The following is a 25,006-nucleotide window of genomic DNA, read 5'->3' as shown; positions in this document are numbered from 1 at the left end:
CATGAGCCCTCGCTTTGAACGCCGCTCTAGCGGCCCATCCCGCGATGGTCGTTCGGGGCCAGGAGGGAGTGGAAGTGGACGGCCGCCAGGAGGCAGGCCTCCCAGTGGACGTCCATCGGCTGGTCGCTCCTCGGTGGGGCGCTCTGGCAACGGTCGTCCCATGCCAAGCAATCGTCGTTCCGACGGCGGTCGTTCGCCTTACGCCAAACCTGGTCGAGATGGCAGCAGTTTTCGCGACCGACGAGCGCCGAGGGATGAGGGCTGGGAGCGTCCTCGGGGTGGAGATCGACCCGGTAATCGATCCGATGATCGCCCCAGAGAACGATTCGGAGATCGACCCGGCAATCGATCCGGTGATCGCCCCAGAGAGCGATTTGGAGATCGACCCGGCAATCGATCTGATGATCGCCCCAGAGAGCGATTCGGGGATCGGCCCCGTTCCTTCGACCGGGATCAGAATGCTTTTCGTACGGAATCTCAGAACGACCGTTCAGGGCCTGGACGATTTCGGGATCGGAATGATCGTTACGGCGACCGCCGTCGCTCCGGGGATGAACGGCGCCAGCCGTCCCAGCGCCCCCGATCGCGCTACGACAATGGCCGTTCCCAGCGACTGGATGCAGCACCGGAGGCCGCAGCGGCCACACCTCCGGCAGATGATCTGATTTGGGGGCGCCATGCCACCCAAGCCGCGCTGGAGGCAGGACGACCCATTCATCGCATTTGGTGCACCCCGGAGATGCGCAGTGCGGCCAAATTTCTCCAGCTCTTGCGCGATGCCAAGGCGTCTGGAGTCTTGGTGGAAGAGGTGACCTGGGCTCGGCTTGGACAGATCACAGGTGGTTCCGTTCACCAGGGCATCGCCCTTCAGACGGCAGCGGCTGAAACCCTCGATCTCGAAAGCCTCATCGATGGCTGTTCGGATCTTGGGGAACCTCCCTTATTGGTGGCTTTGGATAGTGTCACCGACCCCCACAATCTCGGTGCTGTCGTGCGTTCCGCCGAGGCGATGGGAGCCCATGGTGTGGTGATTCCCCAGCGCCGGAGTGCTGGTTTAACCGGTTCGGCCGCCAAAGTCGCAGCCGGCGCCCTTGAACACCTTCCGGTTGCGCGTGTGGTCAACCTCAACCGGTCTTTGGAAAAGCTCAAGGATGCGGGATACAGGGTGGTTGGCCTTGCGGCAGAAGGTGACGTGACCCTCACGGATGTTGATCTCAGCGGCCCATTGGTGCTTGTCACCGGCTCAGAGGACCAGGGCTTGTCGCTTTTGACCCGGCGTCACTGTGATCAGTTGGTCCGCATTCCGCTGCGGGGCGTTACCCCAAGCCTGAATGCATCTGTTGCAACGGCACTTTGCGTTTACGAAGTGGCGCGACGCAACTGGATGAAGGACATTCACGGCCAAGCGCCGTCACCCCCGATTCGACGGCCCCAACTCGCTGGGGTTGAGACGTCCACTGAGGCGTCTGAATCGCCTGAACAACCCGTGCAGAAGGTTGCTGACCAGCGGATTGATCTGGATCTCCATCCGTCTCAACAAGTTGCTGCGCCGGAGTTCGATCAGAATATCCAGCTATCTCCCTGAAAACAGCTCGGTTTTGCCGGTTCACGAGGCACAATGCCCTTAGGTCTCTTTACCCCAACCATGAGTCCCCTGATCCGGCCGCTGCGCAGTCTTGCCAATGGCCTTGGGGTCGCCTGGTGGGCTCGGATTCAGACATCAGGTCCCGATGTGACCTACTGGTTCGGACCGTTTGTCACCCGCAAAGGTTTGGAAAACGAGCTCAATTCCTTCCTTGACGACGTCAAGTCTGAGCAACCCCAGTCGATCAGCCACTCCCTGCTAAGGGCCCGTCGCTCCGAGCCCCTCACCATCACGGCTGAGGCCTGATCCTGCGGCTGATAGCGTCCTCCCTGCAATGGATCGCAGGGACATGACGATCAGCGCGTGGCGTCAGCAACTGCAGAGCGGTGAGATTTCCTCCCGTGAGCTCGTTGATCAACACCTCAAGCGGCTCGAAAACTCTGAGCCGTCTCTCAATGCTTTTGTTGAGGTGACGAGCGAAAAAGCCCGTGCTGATGCATCCAGCATCGATGAAGCACGCGCCGCTGGAGAGACCCTCGGCCCTCTGGCTGGATTGCCATTGGCCGTTAAAGACAACCTCTGCACCAAAGGTGTTCGCACCACTTGCTCCAGCCGCATGCTGGAACAGTTTGTGCCTCCCTACGAATCAACAGTGACCGAAAGGCTTTGGCAAGCCGGAGGTGTGCTGGTCGGTAAGACGAATCTGGATGAGTTCGCCATGGGCGGCTCCACGGAAACGTCGGCCTTTGGTGCGACTCAGAATCCTTGGAACACAGCCCATGTACCGGGCGGAAGCTCCGGTGGCAGTGCTGCGGCCGTCGCTTCAGGGAGTTGCGTTGCTTCTCTGGGGTCCGACACTGGAGGCTCCATCCGTCAGCCTGCGTCGTTTTGTGGCGTTGTGGGTCTTAAACCCACCTACGGCCGCGTCAGTCGTTGGGGTCTGGTGGCTTTTGCCAGTTCTTTGGATCAGGTGGGTCCCTTTGCAGGAAGTGTGGCTGATGTGGCCGAACTGCTTCAGGTGATCGCAGGGCCCGACCCCCTTGATTCCACTTGTCTTGATGCGGCTGTGCCTGATTTCAGTGCCGGCCTGAACCAGCCCATCAAGGGGCTCAAGGTTGGTGTGATCAAGGAGTGCTTCGATGCCGAAGGCCTCGATGCTGAGGTCAAGGCTTCGGTGCAGGCCTCTGCTGCTCAGCTGGAGGCTCTTGGCGCTGAGCTGGTGGAGGTGAGCTGCCCCCGTTTCAACGATGGCATCGCCACCTATTACGTGATTGCGCCGTCGGAGGCCTCTGCCAATTTGGCCCGTTACGACGGGGTCAAATACGGCTTTCGTGCGGACGACGCTGAGAGCCTTGCCGCGATGACAGCACGAAGCCGTGCTGAGGGGTTTGGTGCGGAGGTGCAGCGGCGGATCTTGATTGGCACCTATGCCCTTTCCGCCGGATACGTCGACGCTTATTACAAAAAGGCCCAGCAGGTGCGCACCCTGATCCGGCGTGATTTTGATGCTGCGTTCCAGAGTGTTGATGTGCTGCTCACGCCAACCGCACCGTCCACCGCGTTCAAGGCTGGCGCCCACGCTGATGACCCTCTGGCGATGTACCTCGCCGACTTGCTGACGATTCCCGTCAATCTCGCCGGGCTGCCGGCCATCAGTGTTCCCTGCGGATTCAGTGCGGCGGGTTTGCCGATTGGGATGCAGCTGATCGGCAATGTCTTAGACGAACCGCGTCTGCTCCAGGTGGCGCATCAGTACGAGCAGGCTGCGCAGGTGTTCGCTTCACGCCCTGAAGCCGCTCTGGTTCCCTGAGCTCCGCCACATGTGGGGTGTTTCGTTCCCCGTGAACGCTGGATCTTGCGTTGGGTCCTAGTCTGACCCCATGGCATTCGTCCCTCTCCACAACCACAGCGATTACAGCCTTCTCGACGGGGCGTCGCAGTTGCCGGCCATGGTGGAGCGGGCGAAGCAACTGGGCATGCCAGCGATCGCCCTGACCGATCACGGCGTGATGTACGGCGCCATCGAGCTTCTGAAGCTCTGTCAGGGCACCGATCTCAAGCCGATCATCGGCAACGAGATGTACGTGATCAACGGGTCTATTGATGATCCGCAACCCAAGAAAGAGAAGCGGTACCACCTGGTGGTGCTTGCCAAAAACGCCACGGGATACCGCAACCTGGTCAAGCTCACCAGCATCAGCCATCTGCGGGGGATGCGGGGACGCGGCATTTTTTCCCGTGCCTGCATCGACAAGGAGCTGCTGAAGCAACACAGTGAGGGGCTGATCATCGCGACGGCCTGCCTTGGTGGCGAGATTGCCCAGGCGATTTTGCGTGGTCGTCCTGATGTGGCACGCAAGGTGGCGGCCTGGTACCAGGAGGTTTTTGGCGATGATTACTACCTCGAGATCCAGGACCATGGATCTCCGGAAGATCGGATCGTCAACGTCGAGATCGTCAAAATCGCCAAGGAACTCGGCATTCAGATTGTTGCGACCAACGATGCCCATTACCTGAGCAAGCAGGACGTCGAAGCCCACGACGCTCTTCTCTGTGTCCTCACCGGCAAGTTGATCACCGATGAGAAGCGACTGCGCTACACGGGAACCGAATACATCAAGACCGAAGAGGAGATGGGGTGTCTCTTCGGTGACCATCTGGAGCCTGAGGTGGTCCAGGAGGCGATTGCCAACACCGTCAAGGTGGCCGACAAGGTGGAGCCCTACGACATCCTCGGGCGCTACCAAATGCCCCGCTTCCCGATTCCCGAAGGGCATACCCCTGTCAGCTACCTGAGGGAGGTGACGGAGCAAGGGCTGCGGGATCGCCTCGAGCTCGGTGTCGATGCTCCTCTGCCCGACGACTACGCCGAGCGCATGAGCCATGAGCTCAAGATCATGGAGCAGATGGGATTCCCCACCTACTTCCTGGTGGTCTGGGATTACATCCGCTTTGCCCGGGAACAGAGCATTCCTGTGGGCCCTGGCCGGGGCTCTGCTGCAGGCTCGCTTGTCGCCTACTGCCTTGGGATCACCAACATCGATCCGATCAGCAACTGCCTCCTGTTCGAGCGTTTCCTCAACCCGGAACGCAAGTCGATGCCTGATATCGACACCGACTTCTGCATTGAACGCCGTGGTGAGGTGATCGACTACGTCACCGAGCGCTATGGCGAAGACAAGGTGGCCCAGATCATCACCTTCAACCGGATGACCTCCAAGGCGGTTCTGAAAGATGTGGCCCGGGTGCTTGATATTCCCTATGGCGATGCCGACCGTCTGGCGAAACTGATCCCGGTGGTTCGCGGCAAGCCCGCCAAGCTCAAGGCGATGATTGGTGAGGAATCACCCAATCCCGAGTTCCGCGAGAAGTACGAGTCGGATCCAACGGTGAAGCGTTGGGTGGACATGGCGATGCGGATTGAGGGCACCAACAAAACCTTTGGTGTGCATGCAGCCGGGGTGGTCATTGCCGCTGACCCTCTGGATGAGCTTGTGCCGTTGCAGCGCAACAACGATGGTCAGGTGATCACGCAGTACTTCATGGAAGACGTGGAATCCATGGGTCTGTTGAAGATGGATTTTCTGGGGTTGAAGAACCTCACGATGATCGAAAAGACACTCGAGCTGGTGGAGGTGAGCAGTGGAACCCGCGTCGATCCCGACAAGCTCCCGCCGCAGGATGAAGAGACCTTTGCTCTTCTCGCTCGCGGTGACCTTGAGGGGATCTTCCAGCTGGAATCCAGTGGCATGCGGCAGATCGTGCGCGATCTCAAGCCGTCTTCTCTGGAAGACATTTCCTCAATCCTCGCTCTCTACAGACCGGGCCCCCTCGATGCTGGATTGATTCCCAAATTCATCAACCGCAAGCACGGGCGGGAGGCGATTGATTTTGCCCACGCGATCTTGGAGCCGATCCTGTCGGAGACCTACGGGATCATGGTGTATCAGGAGCAGATCATGCGTATCGCGCAGGATCTGGCTGGCTATTCCCTGGGTCAGGCCGATCTTCTGAGACGGGCGATGGGCAAGAAAAAAGTTTCAGAGATGCAGAAGCATCGCGGCATCTTCGTCAAAGGCGCTGGAGAGCGTGGCGTTGATGAAAAGGTCGCCGACGAACTGTTCGATCAGATGGTTCTCTTCGCTGAATATTGCTTCAACAAGAGCCATTCCACGGCCTACGGCGCCGTCACATATCAGACGGCCTATCTGAAGGCGCACTATCCGGTGGCCTATATGGCGGCCCTGCTCACGGTGAATGCCGGAGCGGCCGACAAGGTGCAGCGCTACATCTCCAATTGCAATGCAATGGGGATTGAGGTGATGCCTCCTGATGTGAACGCCTCCCTGACCGATTTCACCCCCAACGGCGATCGGATCCTGTTCGGTCTCTCCGCTGTTCGCAACCTTGGTGACGGAGCGATTCGGCAGTTGATCGCCGCCCGCGATAGCGATGGGCCCTTCCACTCCCTGGCCGATCTGTGTGATCGGATCCCCTCCTCGGTGCTCAATCGTCGTGGCCTTGAATCGTTGATTCACTGCGGCGCCCTGGATGCCATGGATCCGCAGGCCAATCGTGCCCAGCTGATGGCCGATCTGGACCTGCTCCTCGACTGGGCCTCCTCACGGGCTAAAGACCGTGACAGCGGTCAGGGCAATCTCTTCGATTTGATGGCCCCTGCATCCGATGACGCTGGCCCGGCTGATCTCAGCCATGCCCCCAAAGCTGCACCGGTGCCGGATTACCCCCCGACAGAAAAGCTGCGCCTTGAAAAAGATTTGGTGGGCTTTTACTTGTCAGATCACCCCCTCAAACAGCTCACGCCCTCCTCGAAACTGCTGGCGCCCATCGGCCTGGGATCCCTTGAGGAGCAGCCGGATAAAACCAAGGTGAGTGCCATCGCGATGGTGGCGGAGATGCGCCAGGTCACCACCCGTAAGGGCGACCGCATGGCGATTCTTCAGCTCGAGGATCTCACCGGAAGCTGCGAAGCCGTTGTTTTCCCTAAGAGCTACGCCCGCCTCGCGGATCATCTGATGGCCGAAGCCCGCTTGCTGGTGTGGGCTGGGGTGGATCGGCGTGACGAGCGCGTGCAGCTGATCGTTGACGACTGCCGCGCCGTTGATGAGCTCAATCTGCTTCTGGTTCAGCTCCCTTCTGATCAGGCCAGTGACATCGCCATTCAGCACAAGTTGCGGGAATGCCTGAACCAACATCGTCCCGAACGGGATGAGTTGGGCGTCAAAGTGCCTGTGGTCGCCGAGGTGCGTCATGGCGAGACCGTTCGCTACGTGCGACTTGGCCCTCAGTTCTGCGTAAAAAATGTCGATGCAGCGATCGAATCGTTGCGCAACCAAGCCTTTGAAGCCCGCAGCAGCGACCGTCTGGTTCTCACATGATGTTGTTTAGGTCATCAGAAGAGCACTCTTTAGGGCTCTTCTGATGACCTCTGCTGTTGCTTCTGGGCCCGGATCGACTCACGCATCCGCTGGACATTGGGTTTGAAGTTTTCAAAGCCCAAAAGGGAACCGGGTTCGGGATCCCAGCTGGCTGTCAACACGCCAACGCTGAGTCCCACCAGTCCTAGGAGGAAAAACAAGCCGGAGCCTGCGAGTGTGAGCCCCGGAGCGATATCGGCGATGCCACGGGTGACGACGACGTAGCTGCCAACAAAAACTCCCATCCCTGCGAGGGACGGGAGTCCTGTGAACACAGCCACACGACGAGCCATTCGATCGGCCACATACCGAGGAATGGCTTCCTGTCTGGGAGCCCCAGAGGCAGGCTTGCTTCCCTTCCCAGACCCTTTGGGCTCGAAGGGAAGGGCATTGCGTTGCTCAGCCATGGGGCAGTTCGATTAGCCGCGGATGCCCAGTTTGGCGATCGTATCGGCGTAGCGTTGCTCGCTCTTGCTGCGCATGTAGCTCAGCAGACGCTTGCGACGGCCAATCATCTTGAGCAGCCCCTGACGCGAGGAGAAGTCGTGGATGTTGTTCTGCAGGTGGCTGCTGAGACGGTTGATCCGCTCACTCAGCATGGCCACCTGGACCTCGGCCGAACCGGTGTCGGTGCCGTGGGTCTGGTGGGTGTTGATCAGCTGCTGCTTCTCGGTGGTATCAAGCGACATGCGCGGGGGGCGGCCCTGTCAGTGCAAACAACCAGCTTACCTTTGCGAGGGACGGATCAGGCCGATTCGCGACTTAGCCATTGGAGGCAGACCCGTAGCCAAGCGTCCTGGTCGCCTCCGGCAGGCGGGGGGCCATCTGCACCCTCGGCGATGGCACGGATGGCGCGACGGATTTCGAGATCGTCGTAACCCAGCATTGCCAGGGTTGCTTCGACGTCGGCCCCGCTCTCTGGCATCTGCTCTGAGCTGATTCCTTCAGCCAGGGAGGGAGCTGGATCAACGCCTGCGAATGCCGCGATGGAGGCCCTGAGTTCCACCGCAAGGCGCTCTGCTGTGCGTTTGCCGATGCCCTGCGCCTTGCAAAGTCGGCGCAGATCACCGCTGCTGATCGCTTCCACCAGTTCTTGGGGCCTGCATTCCTGCATCAGGGCCAGACCGGCCTGGGGACCGACACCGCTGACGCTGATCAGCAGCCTGAACAGATCCCGCTCCTGACGGAGAGGAAAGCCATAGAGGCTGCTGCCGTCCTCCCGCTGCACCTGATGAATCCACAGGTTCAGATCGCTGTCAGCAGAGAGGTTCTGCTGATGCCGCTCCGTCAGATGCACCTCATACCCGACACCACCGCAAAGCAACAGAACGCCGCTACGGTTGCCTTGAGTCCAGCACTCCATCGGTCGTCCTTGCAGCCAGCCGATCATGGGGAGAGGTTCCAACCGCGTCATGTTGCCGCAGCTGTCATTGCCTGTGTCTCTTTTGAAGCGTGTCTTGCAAAGGTTTCTTCAGGCGCTTTGCGTTTTGTCGATCGTGGTTTCCCTCACGGCCTGCAGTGGATCCCAACCGCCACGCGCTCTATTGAATGAAGCGCTGGCCCTGCAGATTCAGCTCACCCAGACGGCTATCGCCAGCTCCCTGGACCTCACCCCGATGCCCATCGCCCCCAGCGTTAGTCGTGTGCGGGTCGAAGACCAGGAAAGCTTCGCCCTGGGCGATGAGCAGGGCTTGAGGGTTTCGGGTCGGTTCGATTGGCAACTGCCCGGTGACCGCGTTCAGGTGGACAGCCCGTTTGAGCTGTTTCTGCAACGGGGCTCCCGCGGGCAGAGCTGGCGCCTGGTCCGCCCCAAGGGTGGAACGGATGACCGCCAGGCCTGGCTCACCTATCCCTTGGGATTGGACAAGGCCTGAGGTCTACTTCGAGTCGAGCTAACTCCGGGCCGACAGGCTGATCAGGGTGGCGGACAGCACAAGCATTCCCCCACCCACCTGCCAGGCATTCACCGATTCAGCAAACCAGAGCCAGCCCCAGCCAGCGGCGAAGACCACTTGCACGTAGTTGATCGACGTCGCTCGGGCGGCGGGCAGACAGCGCAGGCCTTCGGTGACCCAGATCTGGCCAAGCTGAGTCATCACGCCGACTCCCAGGAGCCAGAACCACTCGATGCCGTTGGGCCACACCCCCTGATGCAGCACCCAGGGCAGGGTCAGGGGAACCGAGATCATCGGGAAGTACAGGATGATCACCAGCGGGTGTTCGGTTTCCGACAGCCGCCGCACACTGACGTAGGCCAGGGCGGTCATCAGAGCGCCAGCAATGCCGATCAGGGCAGGGATGAGCTGAGCCGGCTGTGCTGTTCCCGTCAGCCACTGCGGTTGCACCACCAGCGTGACGCCGATCCATCCCAGCAGAACCGCTCCACTGATGCGTCGTCGGAGCGGTTCGCCAAGCAGTAACAGCGCCGCTAGGGCTGTGAATGTGGGGTAGGTGTACTGCAGCACCGTTGCCGAGGCGAGTGGCAGCTGATCAATCGCCTCGAAGAAACAAAGCAGGGCCAGGCTGCCCAGCACTCCACGGGCCACCAACAGCCCGCGTCGATGGCCCCAGGGAGAAATCCCGGCGAGGCGTAGCCCCACCCCGGTCAGAACGATGCTGATCAGCGCTCGGCTCAGCACGATTTCCACCACCGGAAGACGACTGTTCAGCTGCTTGACGCAGACCGTCATCAGACTGAAGGCCAAAGAGCTGAGGATTAGAGCCCGACTGCCCCGCACCGATTCCCGGTTCCACCAGGCTTGTTCGTTCTGCGTTTCGGCCATGGGTGTTCTGATGACGGGGTGCACGGAACCCTGCGACTTCGCAGAATGAACTGATGGTGAATGCCCGCCTGCACCCAAGAACGATCGAGGCCGTCAAGGAACGGGCCGACATCGTTGATGTGGTGGGCGAGCACGTGGTGCTCAAGAAGAAGGGACGGGAATTCGTCGGGATCTGTCCGTTCCATGACGACAGCAAACCGTCGATGACGGTGTCTCCCGCAAAGCAGTTCTACTACTGCTTCTCCTGCGGTGCCGGGGGCAATTCCATCAAGTTCCTGATGGAGTTCCAACGCCAGAGCTTCAGTGATGTCGTGCTGGATCTGGCGCGGCGTTACCAGCTCCCGATCGAGACGGTGGATGGTCCGCAGCAGGAGCGGCTGCGGCAGCAGCTTTCCCGTAGGGACAAGCTGCAACGGGCCCTGGCTCTGGCCGCCGGCTGGTTTCGCAGCCAGTTGCTCGCTCCCACGGGCGCAGAGGCCCTCAAATACCTCAGCGACTCCAGAGGTCTTAGCCCCGCCACCCAGGAGTCATTTCAGCTCGGCTATGCGCCGGATGAGTGGGACGGCCTGCTGAAGCATCTTCAACAGGTGGAGGGGCTGGCTCCAGAGCTCCTTGAGGCCGCTGGTCTGGTGGTGCCCCGCAAGGGCGGCAATGGCTTTTATGACCGCTTCCGCCATCGGGTCATGGTTCCGATTCATGACCGTCAGGGTCGGGTGATCGGCTTCGGGGGGCGCAGTCTTGATGGCAGCGAACCGAAGTACCTCAACTCCCCCGAGACCGAGGTGTTTGAGAAGGGAAAGCATCTGTTTGGCCTCGACAAAGCCTCCAATGCCATCCGTAAGGACGACAGGGCTGTGGTGGTGGAGGGCTACTTCGATGTGATTGCACTGCATGCCGCCGGCATCACCAACGCCGTGGCCTCCCTTGGCACGGCTCTGAGCAGTCAGCAGATCACCCAGTTGTGCCGCGTCAGCGACAGCAAGCGGATCGTTCTGAATTTTGATGCCGACGGAGCCGGTGTCCGTGCGGCCAATCGGGCCATTGGCGAGGTGGAGCAGCTGGCGATGCAGGGCCAGCTGGAGCTGCGGGTTCTGCACCTCCCGTCCGGGAAGGACCCCGATGAATACCTCAAACAGAACGGGGCCGGAGATTACCGCGCGCTGCTGGATCAGGCCCCCCTCTGGCTCGACTGGCAGATCGAGCAGGTTCTGGAGGCGAAAGACCTCAGCCGGGCTGACCAGTTTCAGCAGGCGGTGACGGCCCTGGTGGGGCTGCTGGGCAAACTGCCCCAGTCCGCTGTCCGCACCCACTACCTCCAACGGGTGGCGGAGCGGCTCAGTGGTGGGCAGGGACGGCTGGCGCTTCAGCTCGAGGACGATCTGCGCCAGCAGGTGAAGGGCCAGCGTTGGCATGGGCGCTCCAGCCGCCATGAGCAGCCGGGTGAATCCGGTCAGCGGGAGCGTTGCGAGGCAGACCTGCTGCGTTTGTATCTGCATTGCCCTCGGCATCGGGCCACGATTCGCCAGGAACTGCGCACGCGGGAACTGGAGGATTTCGCCATCCCCCATCACCGCCATCTTTGGGCGGCCATTACGGATCTAGAGGAGACCAACCTGGGTGAGGGGCGGTTGGAGGCGATCAGCCGATGCGACGACGACGGCGAGGGTCTTGATGTCATGGATCTGCCACGCCTGCTCACCGATCAGCTGTTGCTGGAGAGCAGTGCGCTGGTCTCCCGCCTGACGCCTCTCCTGGAGCCCGGTGAATTGCAGCTTGTTGCTTTGGCGGAGCCGTTGGAGCAGTTGCGGGGCATCGCTGCTCTGTTGGAGCGACAGAAAAGCCTGAAGCGCTGCCGGCATCTGCTGGAGGCCTGGGGTGGTCAGCGCCTGCAGACCCTTGAGGCCTGTATCGCCGTACTGATTGATCAGGACGCCTCGTCAGACGCGAGCAACGTGGACATGGAGCTACGGATTCAGGCCTTGTTCGATGACCTCAACCGTGATGCGCTGCGTTACCAGGAGCTTTATTACACCGAGAGAAAGCACATCGGCCATCTGGATCAGCAGCGTTGCGCGAGCTACACCGTTGCGGTCGATTCCCCTGCTGCGGCGACCTCAGGGGATGTGGTTCCTCCCGCCGCCTGAGCCATGGGCCATGGTTCTTGGCTTCGATGTGTGGTGAGGTTGCCAATGTTCTCGGCAAACTGCATCAAGACCTGTCCGTCGCGTTGAGATGTCTGAATTCTTCGAAGCGATCTGGCATGGCGATGGCGTCGGCGACGGCGGTGATCTCGAGGAAGCGCTGCAGGCCTACATCGCGGTGAAGCCGGAGGAGGGCGATTGGGTCGAAGCTTGCGCCGCCGAGGGAGCTGATCCGGTGATCGAGCGGTTCGCTTCTTTTGACGCCTACCTCGACAATGCCGATCCGCTTGAGCGCATCGCTGTAACCCCGCAGATGATCAGTGAAGCCCTCGCGTTGTTGCCGTCTTGATGTCTGATACGCAGCTTGATTTCGCGGCTCTCGCTCCGGTGAACCACCTCTGGCCGGCCTTCGTGGAGCGCTTGGGCTCTGACAAAGCGCAGCGGGCCGTGCGTCAGGCGTTGGATTTACAGGGCATGCGGGGACACCACGGCACGTTGCCGGTGTTGTTCACCGAAACCGGAGGATTGGCGCTGGCTAGCACCGATTTGGTGCGGGAGCAGACTGGCCTCAATGCCCATGGTGAGCGGATGGTGTTGCTGCTCAGCACACGTGAACAGGTCATTCAGTTGCTGCAGGAGGCCTGAGTGATGAACCCTCCTCCCTCTGAGCCACCCTCTCCTGCCAATAGCGGTCTTTATCTGGTTCCTTACTGGGTGCGTGGCGGTCGCCTCTGGGGCGTGATTGTGTTTGTTCTCGTGCTGGGTGGTCTCGTGGTGCCCATGCTGCTGTCGGCGGTGCGGCGCCAGGCCAGTTCACGCGGCTTCGGTCGTGGTGTCGCGACATCCCTTTGCAGTCTTGCTCACACCTCCACAGGCCTGAGTCGTGACGACGCCATGGCCGAGCTGGAAGAGATTCGAACCAGTTTTGTGCGCACGCGGGCGGTCGACGCTGAAGCTTTCCGCGACGGTGTGGATCAGGTGGCGATCAGCCTCCCTGCCTGCCGTTTTCTGGGTGAGCCGTGATCGATGGGTTCAGGCCCTCACCACGGGTAGATCCTGCAGACGGGTGGTGGCGGCGCGGCTGAGTTGCTCCCGTCGCATCAACCAGCTCGGCTGCAGTCCGCAGCCTGCCCATTGCAGGGTTCCACGCCCGTAACGCCGATTGATCTGGTCGATGGTCTGCATCAGGCATTCCCGTTTCTGCTGCTGCTCTCCACTCATCGGCACCATCAGATGGGTCTGGAGGATCTCATGGCTCTGCAGGTGCTGCATCAGCACGCCGGCCTTGGCCAGTTGACGGTGGGGGCGAAAGATTCGTGCCACCAAGGGTCGCGCTGCTTGCAGCAGCACGGCCGTGTCATTGCTCGGTAGATCCAGTTGCGTGCTGGCCGCTTGGCTGTAAAAGCCGGGAGCGAACGGGCTTGTGCGGGTGTAGATGGTGAGGGCTGCTGCCCGCTGCCGTTGCTTGCGCAATTTCTCGGCGGCGCGCACCACATAGGTCGTGATCGCCTGGTGCAGCTCACCCTCGCTGGTGATGGGTCGGCTGAAACTGCGGCTCACGCAGGTTTCCTGCTTCGGTGCCGGTGCAAGCTCCAGCGGTAGGCAGGCATGGCCGCGCAGTTCACGTTGCAGACGCAGACCCACCACGCCGCATTTGGCGCGTAGCTCACCGCTCGGCATGTCCCGCAGGCGTCGTGCGTTGCTGATGCCCCGCAGTCGACACCAATGGGCCAATTGACGACCGATCCCCCAGACATCCTCGATCGCAATTGTTTCCAGCCAGTGATCAGGGTTATCGCACTGGCCGAGGTCGAACATCCCGGCATGGTTCGGGGTCTGTTTGGCCAGGCGATTGGCCAGCTTGGCCTGTCCTTTGCTGGCCCCCAGGCCGATGGCGATTGGGATGCCGAGGTTCTGTCGGGCCCGTGCCCGCAGCTGCCGGGCCCAACCTTGTAGATCACCATTGCAGGGACGACGAATCCGCCCGAAGGCTTCGTCGATCGAATACACCTCCAGCTCTTCACAGTGGGCCTCCAGCAGGCTCATCATCCGCTGGCTCATATCGGCATAAAGGGCGTAGTTCGAACTGCGCACCACCACGTTGTGCCGTTCAAGCTCTCGACGCGCCTTGAAGTACGGCGTCCCCATGCGGATCCCCAGGGCACGGGCTTCGGCGCTGCGCGCCACGATGCAGCCGTCGTTGTTGGACAGCACCACCACGGGGTGGCCGATCAGGGCCGGGTCCAGGCTCTGCTCGCAGGAGGCATAGAAATTGTTTCCATCGATCAGGGCCGTGGCCTGAGGCATGGCGATGTCGCCTCAGAGCGGATGGATCACATGAATGGCGACGCCCCAGATCTGAACCTCGCCGCAGCGGTGAAGCTCCAGCGGGGGATAGTCCGGATGGGCGGCTTCCAGGCGCAACCTGCCGCGATGGCGCACCAGGCGCTTGAGGGTGAAGGCACCGTCAAGCACGGCCACGACCACCTTCCCCGGCCGCGGTTCGAGACTGCGATCGACCACCAGGAGATCACCGTCGTGGATGCCGGCGTCGGTCATGGAGTTGCCGCTGACATGCAGGAAAAAGGTGCTGGTGGGATGCCGGATCAGTTGTTCATTGAGGTCGATCCCTACATCGACGTAGTCATCGGCGGGGGATGGGAACCCAGCGGCAACGCATTCACTGGCTAGGGGCAGGGTGATCCGGGTTCGCCTTGGTTGCAGGGGCAGCGGACTGCGTTGGAGCTCCACGGCAACAGCAACAGCTGGCTAAATAGTACATGTGCACTGATCGCTATGGGGAGAGTCCGGTGAGGATGGTGGTCTTCGGGTTCTGGTATTGGCTGACTCTCCTTATCTCGTGGCCATGGCGTTGATCGATCAGCAGGGGAAGCGGGCGTTGCCTCTGGGGGGACGGTCTCAGAAAGAGGTGGCTCCGCAGGGTGAGGCTCCGGAAGAGTTGGGCCATGTCTTGGCGCTGGAGCTGCTGCTGCGGGTCTTCCAGCGCAGCGATCAGGGTTCTCTGCAGCGTGCTGCTGGAGCAGACAGCCTGCTGCTGGTGGAGCTGCCGATGGAGCGGCTGCCGGAGGATGTGCCCAGGCTTAAGGCGGCCTGGCTGAACACAGGTGATACGGCTGCATTCAAAGCGGCGTTGCAGACCTTTTCGCCGCGGGCCTGGACCGTATCGATCGAGAAATTCAAGCCGGTCGCTCTGCAGCCGTTGTGGTGAGGGGCGGGTGAGCCCAGATGTTCACGGCGACGGAGTAGCGCTCGCCTTCGAATGGGTTGATTCGATGCAGGATTCCGGGTGAGAAGAGCACCAAACGGTTCACCACAGGCGGGATCGAGATCACAGACCGGAACGTTGGCAGGGGGCCCTCATAGCCGTTGCTGATCGGGGGGTTGTCGGCGACCAGAAGTTCACCTCCAGCACAGCTGACGTGGGGATAGAACACTGTGGACAGCAACGGCAGTACGTAGCGGCCGCTGTATTGGCCTTCCAGTTCGTCCTTGTCGATGTGCCAATCGAGGTCGTTGTTGGTGTTGCACCACCACTCGATCCCGGCTCGCTGGGGTGCGAACGGTGTTGCTAGGGGGAGAAGAACCTTCTCGAGATAGCGATCGACGATGGCTTGCTGGGCGGGCGCGTGGATGGAGCGGGGGGTACCGCTCTCGGGTCGCCAGCTGAACTGAGCATCGCCGGAATGCTGCTCCCTGAGCCGGCCATGGATGTCGCAAAGATCCCGCAGGCGTTGCAGCTCCTCGGGCTGCAGCAGGTTGTCGACCACGTGCAGCATGGTTAGGGGTGTTGCGAGGCTTGCTTTTGCAGACGCATCACGTACTGGAACGCTTCGCTGTCTGTATCTCTTGCAATTTTTTTGAGTCCAAAGCTGTGATCGCTTTGGAGCAACCGATCGATGTTTTTGCAGGACACTTTTTTGCCCTCTGGTACTACGATCAAGGGAGGTTGAAAGTTGGCTTTTGGGCCCTCTAAAAGGTGAAGAATGCTGGGTATAGCGATTTCAGTTACGGGCCAGTGGCGTTTGGGCCTTCTCTTGAAGTAGTTGTTGTTGAAATAGTTGTTGAAGAGCACCCCGAAAGTTTTGAAGGTCGACCAGGGCATGTAGGCACCACAAACCCGGCCAACCCGAAGCTTTGAAGGGTCGTCGTCCAACATTTCCCTTATGAATTGTTTTAGATGAGGATCAGATTTAGCTTTTGATCTCCATTTCCAAAGACTCTTTCTGTCAAGCCGAAATGGCTTGGTGCCGCAGCCAATGCGGTGGCTTTGGAGTTGATCTTTTGCTTTGCCGGACACCAGCAGGTCGGTATCGGTGTGGATGAGGACCTTGTCGTGACTGTGGTGGTCGGAGAGGACGGTCTTGATGAGTTCACACAGGGCGTAAACGGTGCAGGGCCGCCAGGTGGGCTGCCTTCGTTTGGTGAAGTGGATGCTGTGCCCCTCCCGTTCGGCGAGCGCGGTGAGGTCGGATTGGAGGTCTGGATGACTCTCCAAAGAAACGTGGAAGTAATGACGCAACTCAAAGGGTGCAAGAAACACCCTGTAGTTCTCCAGTTGTCGGGCAATGTGATCAATTGACTGGCCATGGATCGGGGAGAGCAGAGCCAGACGCATGGTGGAGGGAGAAAGCTGCAGCGACCGCGAAATCTTAGGCGCGGTGATAAGGACTGCCTTGAACAATCGCCTGGGCCCGGAACAGTTGTTCCACAAGCATCAGTCGCGCTAGTTCATGGGGGAAGGTCATCGGAGAGAGGCTCAGGCGCCAGTGAGCCTGTGCCTTGAGTTCAGGGGTCAGACCATCGGCTCCACCAATCACAAAGACGAGCCGCTCGTAACCAAACTGTTCGAGTCGTCGCGCGAAGGGAACCGACGCCAGGGTCTCGCCCTGCTCCATTAGAGCGATCAGGGTCTCGTCTGGCCTTAGAGCCGCTCGGATCGCATCTGCCTCTTTGTCCGGGGTGCTGTCCCGAAGCTCGCTGATGGTCAATCCCGGCAGGCGTTTGAGGTAAAGCTCAATGCCCTCCTGAATCCAACTGCGCCGCACTTTGCCCACCGCAAGAATCCGACAACGAGCCGGGTTCAAACGTCATCTCCTTCGTCCTCGAGAAGCAGCTGGCCGAAGGCCACATAAAGGCTTTCCTCTTCGCTTCCCGGGTCAACCTTCGGCCGTTTTGGTTTGGTGTTTTTTCCAGGTCCAGCCTGGCTGCGCGTCGGGGCGGCCAGGCCTGGAACCTCGTTGCTGCTGTTCAAGGACGAAGACTGCCCCGACGGCTTGCGTTGGGCCTCCAACTGTTTGAGGCGGGCCATGAGGTGCTCAGGAACCGTGCCGTCCTGGCTGGCCTTCATCAGTTCCCGGAAAAGTTCCTCGGGATCCTTTTCCGTTTCGACGCGGTGGCGCGCTTGGCTTGCTTTGGCTGCCGCCGGGGGCTTGGGTTCTGGCAAACGTTCGGGGAGCTGGCGCCCCAACTCACGCAGGCGCTCCAGACTGCGGGGATCAAAGCTCATGGTTCAAGCGCAACCGAGACTTTCGCGGGTGCTTCGGCCAGTGACTGAATTAACGCCGTCGGCCACAGCACAAAGGCTTTTGAGTTGGTCACCGCGCATGGGGACATCGGTGAAGTCAGCTCCTGTGATCACCACATCCTTGAAGCGAGTGTTGAAGGCGAAGGATCCTTCCAGTACGGCATCCGAGAGGTTGGTTCCCGTCATCACGGCAGAATCCAGCGTGGCTTCGCGCAGATCTGTGCCGCTGAGGTCGGCGTCCTGCAGCTTCGCGCCGTAAAGGCTTGCCCCGCGTAGATCCGATCCAGAGAGATTGGCTTCGCGCAGGTTGCTGAGGTTGAAGGTGGCCCCACGCAGATCTTTGTCGGAGTAGTCGGCACCGATCAAGACCTGTTTGGCGACATCCATGGCCGCATGGGCTGGAGCTACCACCAGCCACTGAGCGGTTAAGACCAAAAAAGAGACCAGAAGGGCCGCGAAGCGTCTGCGCATGAGCGGAACAATCACCGCTGAACCCTAGAACCGTTCCTGGGGGGAATGGTTTGAACAAGAAAGTGATGGTTCATGCCGGTGAAGTCTCAATGCAGCGGTCGCTGGGCGGAACAGCAGGCCTTGCAACAGCTTGAAGCGAAGGGATGGCGGTTGCTCGATCGCAACTGGCGCTGCCGCTGGGGGGAACTGGATCTGGTGCTGGAACAGCATCAGCAGCTGTTGGTGGTCGAGGTAAAAGGGCGTCGCATCGCTCATTGGGACCGCCGCGGCCTGGATGCGTTTCATCCCGCCAAAAGGCGCCGCATGGCGCGTGCGATCAGTTGCTGGAGAGCTGCGCATCCAACCTGCGCCGAGAAGCTGCTCCGGATCAAGCTGGCTCTTGTGCCGTTGATGCCATCCCAAGAAACGATTTGCTGGATGGATGTGGAGCGGCTGTGCTGATGCACAGTTGATCCATGGGTTTCTCCGGACATCACGCCCGCAAGCGCTTCGGCCAGCACTGGTTGCGTGACGACTCCGTTCTGCAGCGGATTGTTGAGGCTGCCGATCTTCAGCCGACCGATCGTGTGCTGGAGGTGGGGCCTGGTCGGGGGGCTTTAACCGAGCGTCTTCTGGCTGCGGATGTGGGGGCAGTGCATGCGATCGAGCTTGATCGCGATCTGGTGGCCGGTCTGCAGGATCGTTTCGCTGATCACCCCGGGTTCAGCCTCCATCAGGGGGATGTTCTCGAGGCGCCCCTCGAATTGAGTGACGGTCACATCGCCGATAAAGTGGTGGCCAACATCCCTTACAACATCACAGGGCCTCTGCTTGAGCGGCTGGTGGGGCGGTTGGATCGCCCTGTGGAACCGCCGTACCAACGGCTTGTGTTGCTGGTGCAGAAGGAAGTGGCGGAGCGGATCCGTGCCCGTCCGGGCCACAGCAGTTTCAGCGCCCTAAGTGTGCGAATGCAGTTGCTTGCCCGCTGTGGTTCGGTGTGTCCAGTGCCGCCGCGCTGTTTTCAGCCCCCTCCGAAGGTGCAGTCGGAAGTGATCTGCCTGGAGCCTTTGCCGCCGTCCGAGCGGGTGGAGCCGGCCTTGGCTGCTCAGGTGGAATCCCTGCTGAAGCAGGCATTTCTGGCGCGGCGCAAGATGCTGCGCAACACCCTGGCGGGCGTGGCCGATCCCGACCGCTTGCAGGCTTTGGCTGCCTCCGCTGGCTTCAGCCTTCAGCAGCGCCCCCAGGAACTAGCACCGGACATCTGGGTTGCCCTGGCCAGGGGTTTGAATCGGGGCGACTGAACGACCACCATGATTACGGTGACGGCCCCGGCCAAAGTCAATCTGCACCTGGAGGTCCTGGGGCTGCGGTCGGACGGTTTCCATGAGCTGGCCATGGTGATGCAGAGCATCGAATTGGCGGACCGTCTCAGTTTTGAGAACACCGCCGATGCGCGGGTCAGCCTCAGTTGCGATGACGCCAGCCTCAGTGTTGGCGACGACAACCTGATCCTCCGTGCGGCTCACCTGCTGCGGGATCGTTCCGGCTTCAGTGAATTGGGGGCGTCGATTCATCTGGAGAAACGCATCCCCATTGGTGCTGGCCTAGCTGGAGGTTCCAGCGACGGCGCTGCGGCGCTGGTGGGTCTGAATGCCCTTTGGGGATTGGGCCATAGCCCCGCTGATTTGGAGCGGATGGCGGCTGAGCTCGGCTCTGATATGCCCTTCTGTGTCGCCGGGGGGTGCCAGCTCTGTTTCGGCCGAGGGGAACAGCTGGAGGCGGTGCCGCCGACCAACGAACCCCTGGCAGTGTTGTTGGTCAAAGACCCCAGGGCGAGCGTTTCAACGCCATGGGCCTACAAACGCTGCCGCGAGCTGAACCAATCCCGCTACCTCGCTGATGAGGCTGCGTTTGAACGCCGCCGGCAGGCCCTACGTCAGGACGATTGGCTGAACCCCTTGCGCAGCGATTGTCCACCGTCTTTGCGCAACGATCTGCAGGAGGTGGTGGCGCCCGAAACAGCTGCTGTGCGCTCGGCGCTTCAACTGTTGAAGAGCGTTCCCCACAGCCTGGCGGTGGCGATGAGCGGATCAGGTCCCAGTTGCTTTGCCCTGTTCCGTGATCTGGAGATATGTCGAGAGGTCCAGGGCGATCTCGCTCCCCAGCTGGAACGTGCCGGATTAAGGGCGTGGTCTTGCGCCTTTCGCCGCGATGGCGTGAGGATCGAGTCATGACTGATGCCAAGACCACAGAGAGCCCGGAGCCACGGGATCCCCGCAAAGGTCCGCTGAGTTTTCTCTCTGGGGCGCTCACAGCTGGATTCTTGGCTTGGCTTGCCCTGGGCTGGAGCCGGCGGATGGTGGTGTACTTCGCTGTTCACCCACCTCACTACAGCTCGCCGATTGCCCAAAACATTGCCGTCACCCTGAAGACCTTGCTGGTGGGCTTGTCCTTTCTGGCCACGTTCAGCACCGGGTTTGTGGCTCTCGGTCTGACCCTGGTGTTTCTTCGCAGTCTCTTTACGGCTCGCGATCAGAACCCTGCCTAGCGTCCGCTCATTGCCAGGGTTTGGATGACGCCCCACGACCTCGGTCAGCTGGCGCTGCTGCTGTCTCCAGCCATGCTTCTCTCGGTTTTACTGCTGTTCACCTTTGCGGCTGGCGGTTGACGCTGCGCTGACTGAGATAGCTTGGCGTCACCACCCGGATTGGCCGGGATCAAAGGGACGCCGTGGCAGGAACACTTCTCTTCAACGCCCTCCGGGAAGCCATCGACGAGGAGATGGGCAGAGACCCCCACGTCTGTGTGATGGGTGAAGACGTCGGCCATTACGGCGGCAGTTACAAGGTCACCAAGGATCTGGCGGAGAAATACGGCGATCTCAGGGTGCTGGACACGCCGATTGCCGAGAACGGATTCACCGGTATGGCGGTGGGTGCGGCGATGACCGGTCTCCGCCCGATCGTTGAAGGGATGAACATGGGCTTCCTGCTCCTGGCCTTCAACCAGATTTCAAACAACATGGGGATGCTCCGCTACACCAGTGGCGGCAACTTCACCATCCCCACGGTGGTGCGCGGGCCGGGTGGCGTGGGTCGTCAGCTTGGGGCTGAGCACAGCCAGCGGCTTGAGGCCTATTTCCATGCAGTGCCCGGCATCAAGATCGTTGCCTGCAGCACGCCCACCAATGCCAAAGGCCTGATGAAGGCCGCGATTCGGGACAACAATCCCGTGCTCTTCTTCGAGCATGTTCTGCTCTACAACCTCACCGAGGAGCTCCCCGAAGGCGACTACACCTGTGCCCTTGATCAGGCTGATCTGGTGCAAGAAGGTAAGGACGTCACGATCCTCACCTATTCCCGGATGCGTCACCACTGCCTCAAAGCGGTGGAGCAATTGGAAGCCGACGGCGTCAGCGTTGAACTGATCGATCTGATCAGTCTCAAGCCCTTTGATATGGAGACGATCAGCCGCTCCATTCGTAAGACCCACAAGGTGATTGTCGTGGAGGAATGCATGAAGACCGGCGGTATCGGTGCCGAGCTGATCGCTTTGATCACCGAGCAGTGCTTCGACGATCTGGATGCCCGTCCGATGCGTCTGTCCAGTCAGGACATTCCAACCCCCTACAACGGATCCTTGGAGAATCTCACGATCATTCAGCCGCATCAGATTGTTGAGGCGGCTCAGGCGTTGGTCAACAAGGACATCTGACGTTGATGGCGCGTTTTCAGGGTTGGTTTGCCCTTGTTCTTGCCCTGGCGATCGCAGCCGGGATGTTTTTAGTTCGTACTCCGCTGGAACTGGGCCTCGATCTGCGGGGCGGCAGTCAGCTCACTGTTGAGGTGAAGCCGGCCGGAGAGATCACCCGTGTGGGCTCCGAGGAAATGGAAGCGGTGAAAGCCGTGCTCGATCGCCGGGTCAACGGTCTCGGTGTGGCCGAGTCGACTCTCCAGACGGTGGGTGAGTCGCAGCTGGTGTTGCAGCTCCCTGGCGAACAGGACCCCACTGCTGCTGCGAGGGTTCTTGGCGACACGGCTCTGCTCGAGTTTCGTGCTCAGAAGCCCGATACCGAAGCTGAATTCCGTGGTCTGAGGCAGCTCCGCTCCCAGGTGGAAGCCATTCTCAAGCTCCGTGAGGATCAGATCCGCCGCGGTGAAACGCCGGCGCCGCTGGATCTGGATCAGCTCAAGACAACCCAGAAGACTCTTGGGCTCGAGGGCGAGGCCACCTCGGAGGAAGAGCAGCTTCGGGACTTGCTCGAGAAGGTCGACGCCGATTTGCTCACAATGCTTGAGCCGGCCGCACTGACGGGTAAGCAGCTTGTGACTGCCGGTCGTCAACCGCTACAGAACAACCCAAACAGCTGGGAAGTGACCCTCAACTTCGATGGGGAGGGAGCTGAGGCTTTCGCTGATCTCACCAAGTCGATTGCGGGCACCGACCGATTGCTGGCAATCATCTTGGACGATCAGCTGATCAGTGCCGCCAGTGTTGGTCCCCAGTTCAAGAGCGCTGGAATCTCAGGTGGTGCAGCCACCATCAGCGGCAATTTCAGTGCGGAAACGGCGCGCGAACTGGAGGTGAAGCTGCGGGGCGGCTCTTTGCCCCTCCCCGTTGAGGTGATCGAGGTTCGCACCATCGGCCCCACTTTGGGGGCTGAGAACATCCGCCGCAGCCTGGTGGCCGCCCTCTCGGGCCTTGCTCTGGTGGCCGTGTTCATGGTGGTGGCCTATCGCCTGCCTGGGGCTGTGGCTGTGATGGCTCTCAGCCTGTATGCCCTGTTCAACTTGGCGGTGTATGCCTTGATTCCAGTCACGCTCACCCTGCCGGGAATCGCTGGATTCATCCTTTCGATTGGTATGGCTGTGGACGCCAATGTTCTGATCTTTGAGCGCATCAAAGATGAACTGCGGCGGGGCAACACCCTGATTCGCTCGATTGATACCGGTTTCTCGGAGGCCTTTTCATCAATCGTTGATGGTCACCTGACCACGTTGATCAGCTGTGCAGCTCTCTTTTTCCTTGGCACGGGACTGGTCAAGGGCTTCGCGGCGACTTTGGGCATCGGCGTGTTGCTGAGCCTGTTCACAGCCCTCACCTGCACCCGCACCTTGTTGCGTTTCCTGATGGGTTACGCCGGTCTTCGTCGTGCCAGTAATTTCCTGCCCGCCCGGCAGCTTCCTTCTCCTTCCGCCTGAACCATGACTGAACCTTCGTCATCGGCAACAGCGGGCGAGGTCCGCAATCTGCGCTGGTCTCTCAGCAGCATGCGGCGCAGGGTGTGGCTGATCTCTGGCCTTGTGATGTTTGTGAGCCTGCTGGGGTTGCTGCTCAGCTGGCTGGATCCCGCCATTCGGGCCCCCCTGCGTCCGGGCCTGGACTTCACCGGCGGCACGCAGATTCAGTTGGAGCGCCGTTGTGATGACTCCTGCGGTGAGCTCAAGGCGATTGCGGTCTCCGATGTGATTCGCAGCCTGGACCTGCCAGTGGAGGAGGGGCAACCTCTCCCCAACCTGGGGGCGCCCCGGGTTCAGCTGTTGGATGGCGGTCAGTCATTGTTGTTGCGGCTTCCAACCCTGTCGGCTGCCCAGGGCCAAGCGGTGATCCAGGCGGTTGAACCGGTCGCGGGTCCGTTCCTCTCCGGTGGTCAATCGGTCGACACCATTGGTCCCAGCTTGGGTCGGCAACTGTTGCGCAGCAGCCTGATTTCTCTGCTGGTCGCCTTCAGTGGCATCGCGGCCTATATCAGCTTCCGCTACGACCGCCGCTACGCCTTCCTGGCCCTGGTGGCCCTTGCTCACGACGTTGCCATCGTTTGTGGTGTGTTCGCTTGGCTTGGCGTTGTGCTGCAACTGGAGGTCGACAGCCTCTTCGCCGTCTCGCTGCTCACGATTGCTGGATATTCGGTGAACGACACGGTGGTTGTGTTTGATCGCATCCGTGAACGCAGTAAGGATGCAGCTGATCTGCCTCTCTCTTTACAGGTGGATCAAGCGGTGTCGGCCACATTGACCCGCACCCTCTACACAAGCGGAACCACCCTGCTTCCTCTGTTAGCCCTGGTGTTCTTTGGTGGAGCAACGCTCTATTGGTTTGCGATTGCTCTGGCCTTGGGGGTCGTGGTGGGCTCCTGGTCGAGCATCGCCCTGGCACCCTCGCTGCTCACGCTCTGGGACCGTTCCCGTGACTGATCGCAGTGGCGAATCTCAACGGCGACGCCATCCTGCTCGGTGGTTTCCGATTCTTCTGATCCTCTTGGCCCTGGGCGATCTGCGCACCGAAGTGCAGCTCCTGAGTGATCAGTTCACATTCACAGGCTTGGGCTATGCGATTCGACATCACCAGTTGGCTGTGGTGGTGCTGCTGGGTTCACCGTCCCTGTGGCGTCGTTTCGGCTAGCTGGAGCCATTGCCGAATTCACGCCAGATTGAATCCCAGGTGCGCTGCTTCACATCAGTGTTCCAACGCCCCTGGCTGTGGGTCGAGGACCACCACGATTCGAACAGGTCCTGCGCTTCTTCGTGCAGTAATGCCGGATCGAGGTTCTCGCGAACCAGCTCCTTCACGGCCTGCCTCAGTTCCTCATAACGAGAGAAATTGAAGATGACGTCCAAGCCCGTTCGTCTCAAGACCTATTGGACACGCTATTGGATCGTTGGCCTGGAGGGGGTGGTGTTGGTATCAATCTGAACGTCATTGCGTGTTGCGCCTGAGCTACGACTCAACTGGTTGCTCAGGTCTCATGGAATTGAATCCTGGTCTCAATGAAGTGGTGTTCGGGTTGCGCGCCGAGGTTGAGGCTCTGAAATCACGGCTGAACAAAATTGAACGCGGCCAAGAGGTTGCGGTGTCTGCGGCCTATTGGCAAGCGGTTGAACGGGAACGCGATTCAAGTGAGAAGAAGAAGCGCCAGCTGCTCTAGGGGATTGAAAGCTCGCCCTGATCCGCTTGCCCTTGGTGCACGTTCAAAAAAAATTGGGACCCTCTCCCAAGAGCCCCAATGCTCGACGCGTCGCTCTCACGACACCGTAAAAGTACCTAGTCAGTGCTGGTCTCAGATG

The 25,006-nt window shown here is 60.5% G+C and carries 31 protein-coding genes; 19 read left to right on the top strand and 12 right to left on the bottom strand.

Annotation, left to right across the window (positions count from 1 at the left end; translation table 11 throughout):
* The first annotated feature begins 1 nt into the window (after window position 1).
* The 4 genes from rlmB (at window position 2) to FZZ88_RS07035 (ending at window position 6,984) form a co-directional block, all read left to right on the top strand.
* Entirely contained in the window at window positions 2–1,585 is a 1,584-nt protein-coding gene (gene rlmB / locus FZZ88_RS07050; protein WP_166018180.1) for a 23S rRNA (guanosine(2251)-2'-O)-methyltransferase RlmB, read from the top strand.
* Between the two features lie 60 nt (window positions 1,586–1,645).
* Window positions 1,646–1,891, top strand: coding sequence for a DUF1816 domain-containing protein (locus FZZ88_RS07045; RefSeq protein WP_166018182.1), 246 nt, complete (start codon window positions 1,646–1,648; stop codon window positions 1,889–1,891).
* Between the two features lie 28 nt (window positions 1,892–1,919).
* Window positions 1,920–3,395, top strand: coding sequence for an Asp-tRNA(Asn)/Glu-tRNA(Gln) amidotransferase subunit GatA (gene gatA / locus FZZ88_RS07040; protein WP_166018184.1), 1,476 nt, complete (start codon window positions 1,920–1,922; stop codon window positions 3,393–3,395).
* Between the two features lie 70 nt (window positions 3,396–3,465).
* Window positions 3,466–6,984 carry a DNA polymerase III subunit alpha gene (locus FZZ88_RS07035; RefSeq protein WP_166018186.1) on the top strand — a complete coding sequence of 1,173 codons (3,519 nt, stop codon included), beginning with the start codon at window positions 3,466–3,468 and terminating at the stop codon, window positions 6,982–6,984.
* A 29-nt stretch (window positions 6,985–7,013) separates the two neighbouring features.
* On the opposite strand, the gene FZZ88_RS07030 is transcribed toward FZZ88_RS07035, so the two are convergent.
* From FZZ88_RS07030 to ruvA, 3 genes are read right to left on the bottom strand one after another with little or no spacing between them, the layout of a single operon-like run.
* Complete coding sequence (locus FZZ88_RS07030) at window positions 7,014–7,430, bottom strand: PAM68 family protein (RefSeq protein ID WP_166018188.1); 417 nt, start codon at window positions 7,428–7,430, stop codon at window positions 7,014–7,016.
* A 12-nt stretch (window positions 7,431–7,442) separates the two neighbouring features.
* Window positions 7,443–7,712 carry a 30S ribosomal protein S15 gene (rpsO, locus tag FZZ88_RS07025; RefSeq protein ID WP_006851408.1) on the bottom strand — a complete coding sequence of 90 codons (270 nt, stop codon included), beginning with the start codon at window positions 7,710–7,712 and terminating at the stop codon, window positions 7,443–7,445.
* A 56-nt stretch (window positions 7,713–7,768) separates the two neighbouring features.
* Complete coding sequence (gene ruvA, locus FZZ88_RS07020; RefSeq protein ID WP_166018390.1) at window positions 7,769–8,413, bottom strand: Holliday junction branch migration protein RuvA; 645 nt, start codon at window positions 8,411–8,413, stop codon at window positions 7,769–7,771.
* Between the two features lie 106 nt (window positions 8,414–8,519).
* On the opposite strand from ruvA, the gene FZZ88_RS07015 reads away from it, so the two are divergent.
* Window positions 8,520–8,897, top strand: coding sequence for a hypothetical protein (locus tag FZZ88_RS07015; RefSeq protein ID WP_370629770.1), 378 nt, complete (start codon window positions 8,520–8,522; stop codon window positions 8,895–8,897).
* A gap of 18 nt (window positions 8,898–8,915) precedes the next feature.
* Here FZZ88_RS07015 and FZZ88_RS07010 read toward each other — a convergent pair whose 3' ends face one another.
* Complete coding sequence (locus FZZ88_RS07010; RefSeq protein ID WP_166018190.1) at window positions 8,916–9,806, bottom strand: DMT family transporter; 891 nt, start codon at window positions 9,804–9,806, stop codon at window positions 8,916–8,918.
* A 53-nt stretch (window positions 9,807–9,859) separates the two neighbouring features.
* Here FZZ88_RS07010 and dnaG point away from each other — a divergent pair, with 53 nt between their 5' ends.
* The 4 genes from dnaG to FZZ88_RS06990 all read left to right on the top strand — a co-directional run bounded on the left by dnaG (window position 9,860) and on the right by FZZ88_RS06990 (window position 12,970).
* Window positions 9,860–11,950: a DNA primase gene (dnaG, locus tag FZZ88_RS07005; protein WP_166018192.1), complete on the top strand. Its 2,091-nt coding sequence runs from the start codon at window positions 9,860–9,862 to the stop codon at window positions 11,948–11,950.
* Between the two features lie 88 nt (window positions 11,951–12,038).
* The gene (locus FZZ88_RS07000; protein ID WP_115023358.1) at window positions 12,039–12,296 is read left to right on the top strand and encodes a hypothetical protein; all 258 of its coding nucleotides are present in this window, start codon (window positions 12,039–12,041) and stop codon (window positions 12,294–12,296) included.
* Window positions 12,296–12,592: a hypothetical protein gene (locus FZZ88_RS06995; RefSeq protein WP_115023356.1), complete on the top strand. Its 297-nt coding sequence runs from the start codon at window positions 12,296–12,298 to the stop codon at window positions 12,590–12,592. The genes FZZ88_RS07000 and FZZ88_RS06995 overlap by 1 nt, the downstream gene beginning before the upstream one ends.
* Window positions 12,593–12,595: 3 nt before the next feature.
* Entirely contained in the window at window positions 12,596–12,970 is a 375-nt protein-coding gene (locus FZZ88_RS06990) for a hypothetical protein (protein ID WP_166018194.1), read from the top strand.
* 9 nt (window positions 12,971–12,979) lie between these two features.
* Here the strand turns inward: FZZ88_RS06990 and FZZ88_RS06985 are convergent, their stop codons facing one another.
* Window positions 12,980–14,254, bottom strand: coding sequence for a Y-family DNA polymerase (locus tag FZZ88_RS06985; RefSeq protein ID WP_166018196.1), 1,275 nt, complete (start codon window positions 14,252–14,254; stop codon window positions 12,980–12,982).
* A gap of 12 nt (window positions 14,255–14,266) precedes the next feature.
* Window positions 14,267–14,698 (bottom strand): translesion error-prone DNA polymerase V autoproteolytic subunit, encoded by a 432-nt coding sequence (locus tag FZZ88_RS06980; protein ID WP_166018198.1) that lies wholly within the window; start codon window positions 14,696–14,698, stop codon window positions 14,267–14,269.
* Window positions 14,699–14,786: 88 nt separating this feature from the next.
* On the opposite strand from FZZ88_RS06980, the gene FZZ88_RS06975 reads away from it, so the two are divergent.
* Complete coding sequence (locus FZZ88_RS06975) at window positions 14,787–15,176, top strand: hypothetical protein (RefSeq protein ID WP_166018200.1); 390 nt, start codon at window positions 14,787–14,789, stop codon at window positions 15,174–15,176.
* On the opposite strand, the gene FZZ88_RS06970 is transcribed toward FZZ88_RS06975, so the two are convergent.
* Genes FZZ88_RS06970 through FZZ88_RS06950 form a run of 5 tightly spaced genes read right to left on the bottom strand, consistent with a single transcriptional unit; the run spans window position 15,145 to window position 17,963 of the window.
* Window positions 15,145–15,744 (bottom strand): 2OG-Fe(II) oxygenase, encoded by a 600-nt coding sequence (locus FZZ88_RS06970; RefSeq protein ID WP_166018202.1) that lies wholly within the window; start codon window positions 15,742–15,744, stop codon window positions 15,145–15,147. The two genes, FZZ88_RS06975 and FZZ88_RS06970, sit on opposite strands and share 32 nt — an antisense overlap.
* Before the next feature lie 2 nt (window positions 15,745–15,746).
* Complete coding sequence (locus tag FZZ88_RS06965) at window positions 15,747–16,583, bottom strand: hypothetical protein (RefSeq protein ID WP_166018392.1); 837 nt, start codon at window positions 16,581–16,583, stop codon at window positions 15,747–15,749.
* A gap of 34 nt (window positions 16,584–16,617) precedes the next feature.
* The gene (locus FZZ88_RS06960) at window positions 16,618–17,052 is read right to left on the bottom strand and encodes a 23S rRNA (pseudouridine(1915)-N(3))-methyltransferase RlmH (protein ID WP_166018204.1); all 435 of its coding nucleotides are present in this window, start codon (window positions 17,050–17,052) and stop codon (window positions 16,618–16,620) included.
* Window positions 17,049–17,474 carry a hypothetical protein gene (locus tag FZZ88_RS06955; protein ID WP_166018206.1) on the bottom strand — a complete coding sequence of 142 codons (426 nt, stop codon included), beginning with the start codon at window positions 17,472–17,474 and terminating at the stop codon, window positions 17,049–17,051. The genes FZZ88_RS06960 and FZZ88_RS06955 overlap by 4 nt, the downstream gene beginning before the upstream one ends.
* 3 nt (window positions 17,475–17,477) lie before the next feature.
* Window positions 17,478–17,963, bottom strand: a complete 486-nt coding sequence (locus FZZ88_RS06950) for a pentapeptide repeat-containing protein (RefSeq protein ID WP_115024199.1) — start codon at window positions 17,961–17,963, stop codon at window positions 17,478–17,480.
* Between the two features lie 72 nt (window positions 17,964–18,035).
* On the opposite strand from FZZ88_RS06950, the gene FZZ88_RS06945 reads away from it, so the two are divergent.
* The 8 genes from FZZ88_RS06945 to FZZ88_RS06910 all read left to right on the top strand — a co-directional run bounded on the left by FZZ88_RS06945 (window position 18,036) and on the right by FZZ88_RS06910 (window position 24,344).
* Window positions 18,036–18,404 carry a YraN family protein gene (locus FZZ88_RS06945; RefSeq protein WP_166018208.1) on the top strand — a complete coding sequence of 123 codons (369 nt, stop codon included), beginning with the start codon at window positions 18,036–18,038 and terminating at the stop codon, window positions 18,402–18,404.
* 14 nt (window positions 18,405–18,418) lie between these two features.
* A complete protein-coding gene (rsmA, locus tag FZZ88_RS06940; protein WP_166018210.1) occupies window positions 18,419–19,243 on the top strand; it encodes a 16S rRNA (adenine(1518)-N(6)/adenine(1519)-N(6))-dimethyltransferase RsmA in 825 nt (274 codons plus the stop codon).
* A gap of 9 nt (window positions 19,244–19,252) precedes the next feature.
* The gene (ispE, locus tag FZZ88_RS06935) at window positions 19,253–20,176 is read left to right on the top strand and encodes a 4-(cytidine 5'-diphospho)-2-C-methyl-D-erythritol kinase (protein WP_166018212.1); all 924 of its coding nucleotides are present in this window, start codon (window positions 19,253–19,255) and stop codon (window positions 20,174–20,176) included.
* On the top strand, window positions 20,173–20,490 hold the full coding sequence (locus tag FZZ88_RS06930; RefSeq protein ID WP_115023336.1) for a DUF3082 domain-containing protein: 318 nt from the start codon (window positions 20,173–20,175) through the stop codon (window positions 20,488–20,490). The genes ispE and FZZ88_RS06930 overlap by 4 nt, the downstream gene beginning before the upstream one ends.
* A 182-nt stretch (window positions 20,491–20,672) precedes the next feature.
* On the top strand, window positions 20,673–21,656 hold the full coding sequence (locus FZZ88_RS06925) for a pyruvate dehydrogenase complex E1 component subunit beta (RefSeq protein WP_115093759.1): 984 nt from the start codon (window positions 20,673–20,675) through the stop codon (window positions 21,654–21,656).
* 5 nt (window positions 21,657–21,661) lie between these two features.
* Window positions 21,662–23,143, top strand: a complete 1,482-nt coding sequence (gene secD / locus FZZ88_RS06920) for a protein translocase subunit SecD (protein WP_166018214.1) — start codon at window positions 21,662–21,664, stop codon at window positions 23,141–23,143.
* 3 nt (window positions 23,144–23,146) lie between these two features.
* Window positions 23,147–24,136 carry a protein translocase subunit SecF gene (gene secF, locus FZZ88_RS06915; RefSeq protein ID WP_166018216.1) on the top strand — a complete coding sequence of 330 codons (990 nt, stop codon included), beginning with the start codon at window positions 23,147–23,149 and terminating at the stop codon, window positions 24,134–24,136.
* The gene (locus FZZ88_RS06910) at window positions 24,129–24,344 is read left to right on the top strand and encodes a hypothetical protein (RefSeq protein WP_166018218.1); all 216 of its coding nucleotides are present in this window, start codon (window positions 24,129–24,131) and stop codon (window positions 24,342–24,344) included. The genes secF and FZZ88_RS06910 overlap by 8 nt, the downstream gene beginning before the upstream one ends.
* On the opposite strand, the gene FZZ88_RS06905 is transcribed toward FZZ88_RS06910, so the two are convergent.
* A complete protein-coding gene (locus tag FZZ88_RS06905; RefSeq protein ID WP_226426248.1) occupies window positions 24,341–24,559 on the bottom strand; it encodes a hypothetical protein in 219 nt (72 codons plus the stop codon). The genes FZZ88_RS06910 and FZZ88_RS06905 overlap by 4 nt on opposite strands.
* Window positions 24,560–24,687: 128 nt before the next feature.
* Here FZZ88_RS06905 and FZZ88_RS06900 point away from each other — a divergent pair, with 128 nt between their 5' ends.
* Window positions 24,688–24,867, top strand: a complete 180-nt coding sequence (locus FZZ88_RS06900) for a hypothetical protein (protein ID WP_166018222.1) — start codon at window positions 24,688–24,690, stop codon at window positions 24,865–24,867.
* The last annotated feature ends 139 nt before the right edge of the window (window positions 24,868–25,006 follow it).

Origin of the sequence: Synechococcus sp. PH41509, from assembly GCF_020514285.1 — a bacterium.
Classification (GTDB): Bacteria; Cyanobacteriota; Cyanobacteriia; order PCC-6307; family Cyanobiaceae; genus Parasynechococcus.
This window is presented reverse-complemented; position numbering and strand designations above follow the sequence as displayed.

Excerpts from the sequence above, each read along its gene's own strand:
- FZZ88_RS06985 (WP_166018196.1), bottom strand. The coding sequence starts at position 14,254 with ATGCCTCAGGCCACGGCCCTGATCGATGGAAACAATTTCTATGCCTCC.
- secD (WP_166018214.1), top strand. The coding sequence starts at position 21,662 with ATGGCGCGTTTTCAGGGTTGGTTTGCCCTTGTTCTTGCCCTGGCGATC.
- dnaG (WP_166018192.1), top strand. The coding sequence starts at position 9,860 with ATGGTGAATGCCCGCCTGCACCCAAGAACGATCGAGGCCGTCAAGGAA.
- FZZ88_RS07030 (WP_166018188.1), bottom strand. The coding sequence starts at position 7,430 with ATGGCTGAGCAACGCAATGCCCTTCCCTTCGAGCCCAAAGGGTCTGGG.
- FZZ88_RS07000 (WP_115023358.1), top strand. The coding sequence starts at position 12,039 with ATGTCTGAATTCTTCGAAGCGATCTGGCATGGCGATGGCGTCGGCGAC.
- rpsO (WP_006851408.1), bottom strand. The coding sequence starts at position 7,712 with ATGTCGCTTGATACCACCGAGAAGCAGCAGCTGATCAACACCCACCAG.
- gatA (WP_166018184.1), top strand. The coding sequence starts at position 1,920 with ATGGATCGCAGGGACATGACGATCAGCGCGTGGCGTCAGCAACTGCAG.
- FZZ88_RS06970 (WP_166018202.1), bottom strand. The coding sequence starts at position 15,744 with ATGCTGCACGTGGTCGACAACCTGCTGCAGCCCGAGGAGCTGCAACGC.
- ruvA (WP_166018390.1), bottom strand. The coding sequence starts at position 8,413 with ATGATCGGCTGGCTGCAAGGACGACCGATGGAGTGCTGGACTCAAGGC.
- FZZ88_RS06955 (WP_166018206.1), bottom strand. The coding sequence starts at position 17,474 with ATGAGCTTTGATCCCCGCAGTCTGGAGCGCCTGCGTGAGTTGGGGCGC.
- FZZ88_RS06965 (WP_166018392.1), bottom strand. The coding sequence starts at position 16,583 with ATGCGTCTGGCTCTGCTCTCCCCGATCCATGGCCAGTCAATTGATCAC.
- FZZ88_RS07045 (WP_166018182.1), top strand. The coding sequence starts at position 1,646 with ATGAGTCCCCTGATCCGGCCGCTGCGCAGTCTTGCCAATGGCCTTGGG.
- FZZ88_RS06930 (WP_115023336.1), top strand. The coding sequence starts at position 20,173 with ATGACTGATGCCAAGACCACAGAGAGCCCGGAGCCACGGGATCCCCGC.
- ispE (WP_166018212.1), top strand. The coding sequence starts at position 19,253 with ATGATTACGGTGACGGCCCCGGCCAAAGTCAATCTGCACCTGGAGGTC.
- secF (WP_166018216.1), top strand. The coding sequence starts at position 23,147 with ATGACTGAACCTTCGTCATCGGCAACAGCGGGCGAGGTCCGCAATCTG.
- rlmB (WP_166018180.1), top strand. The coding sequence starts at position 2 with ATGAGCCCTCGCTTTGAACGCCGCTCTAGCGGCCCATCCCGCGATGGT.
- FZZ88_RS07035 (WP_166018186.1), top strand. The coding sequence starts at position 3,466 with ATGGCATTCGTCCCTCTCCACAACCACAGCGATTACAGCCTTCTCGAC.
- FZZ88_RS06945 (WP_166018208.1), top strand. The coding sequence starts at position 18,036 with ATGCCGGTGAAGTCTCAATGCAGCGGTCGCTGGGCGGAACAGCAGGCC.
- rsmA (WP_166018210.1), top strand. The coding sequence starts at position 18,419 with ATGGGTTTCTCCGGACATCACGCCCGCAAGCGCTTCGGCCAGCACTGG.
- FZZ88_RS06990 (WP_166018194.1), top strand. The coding sequence starts at position 12,596 with ATGAACCCTCCTCCCTCTGAGCCACCCTCTCCTGCCAATAGCGGTCTT.
- FZZ88_RS06950 (WP_115024199.1), bottom strand. The coding sequence starts at position 17,963 with ATGCGCAGACGCTTCGCGGCCCTTCTGGTCTCTTTTTTGGTCTTAACC.
- FZZ88_RS06995 (WP_115023356.1), top strand. The coding sequence starts at position 12,296 with ATGTCTGATACGCAGCTTGATTTCGCGGCTCTCGCTCCGGTGAACCAC.
- FZZ88_RS06900 (WP_166018222.1), top strand. The coding sequence starts at position 24,688 with ATGGAATTGAATCCTGGTCTCAATGAAGTGGTGTTCGGGTTGCGCGCC.
- FZZ88_RS07010 (WP_166018190.1), bottom strand. The coding sequence starts at position 9,806 with ATGGCCGAAACGCAGAACGAACAAGCCTGGTGGAACCGGGAATCGGTG.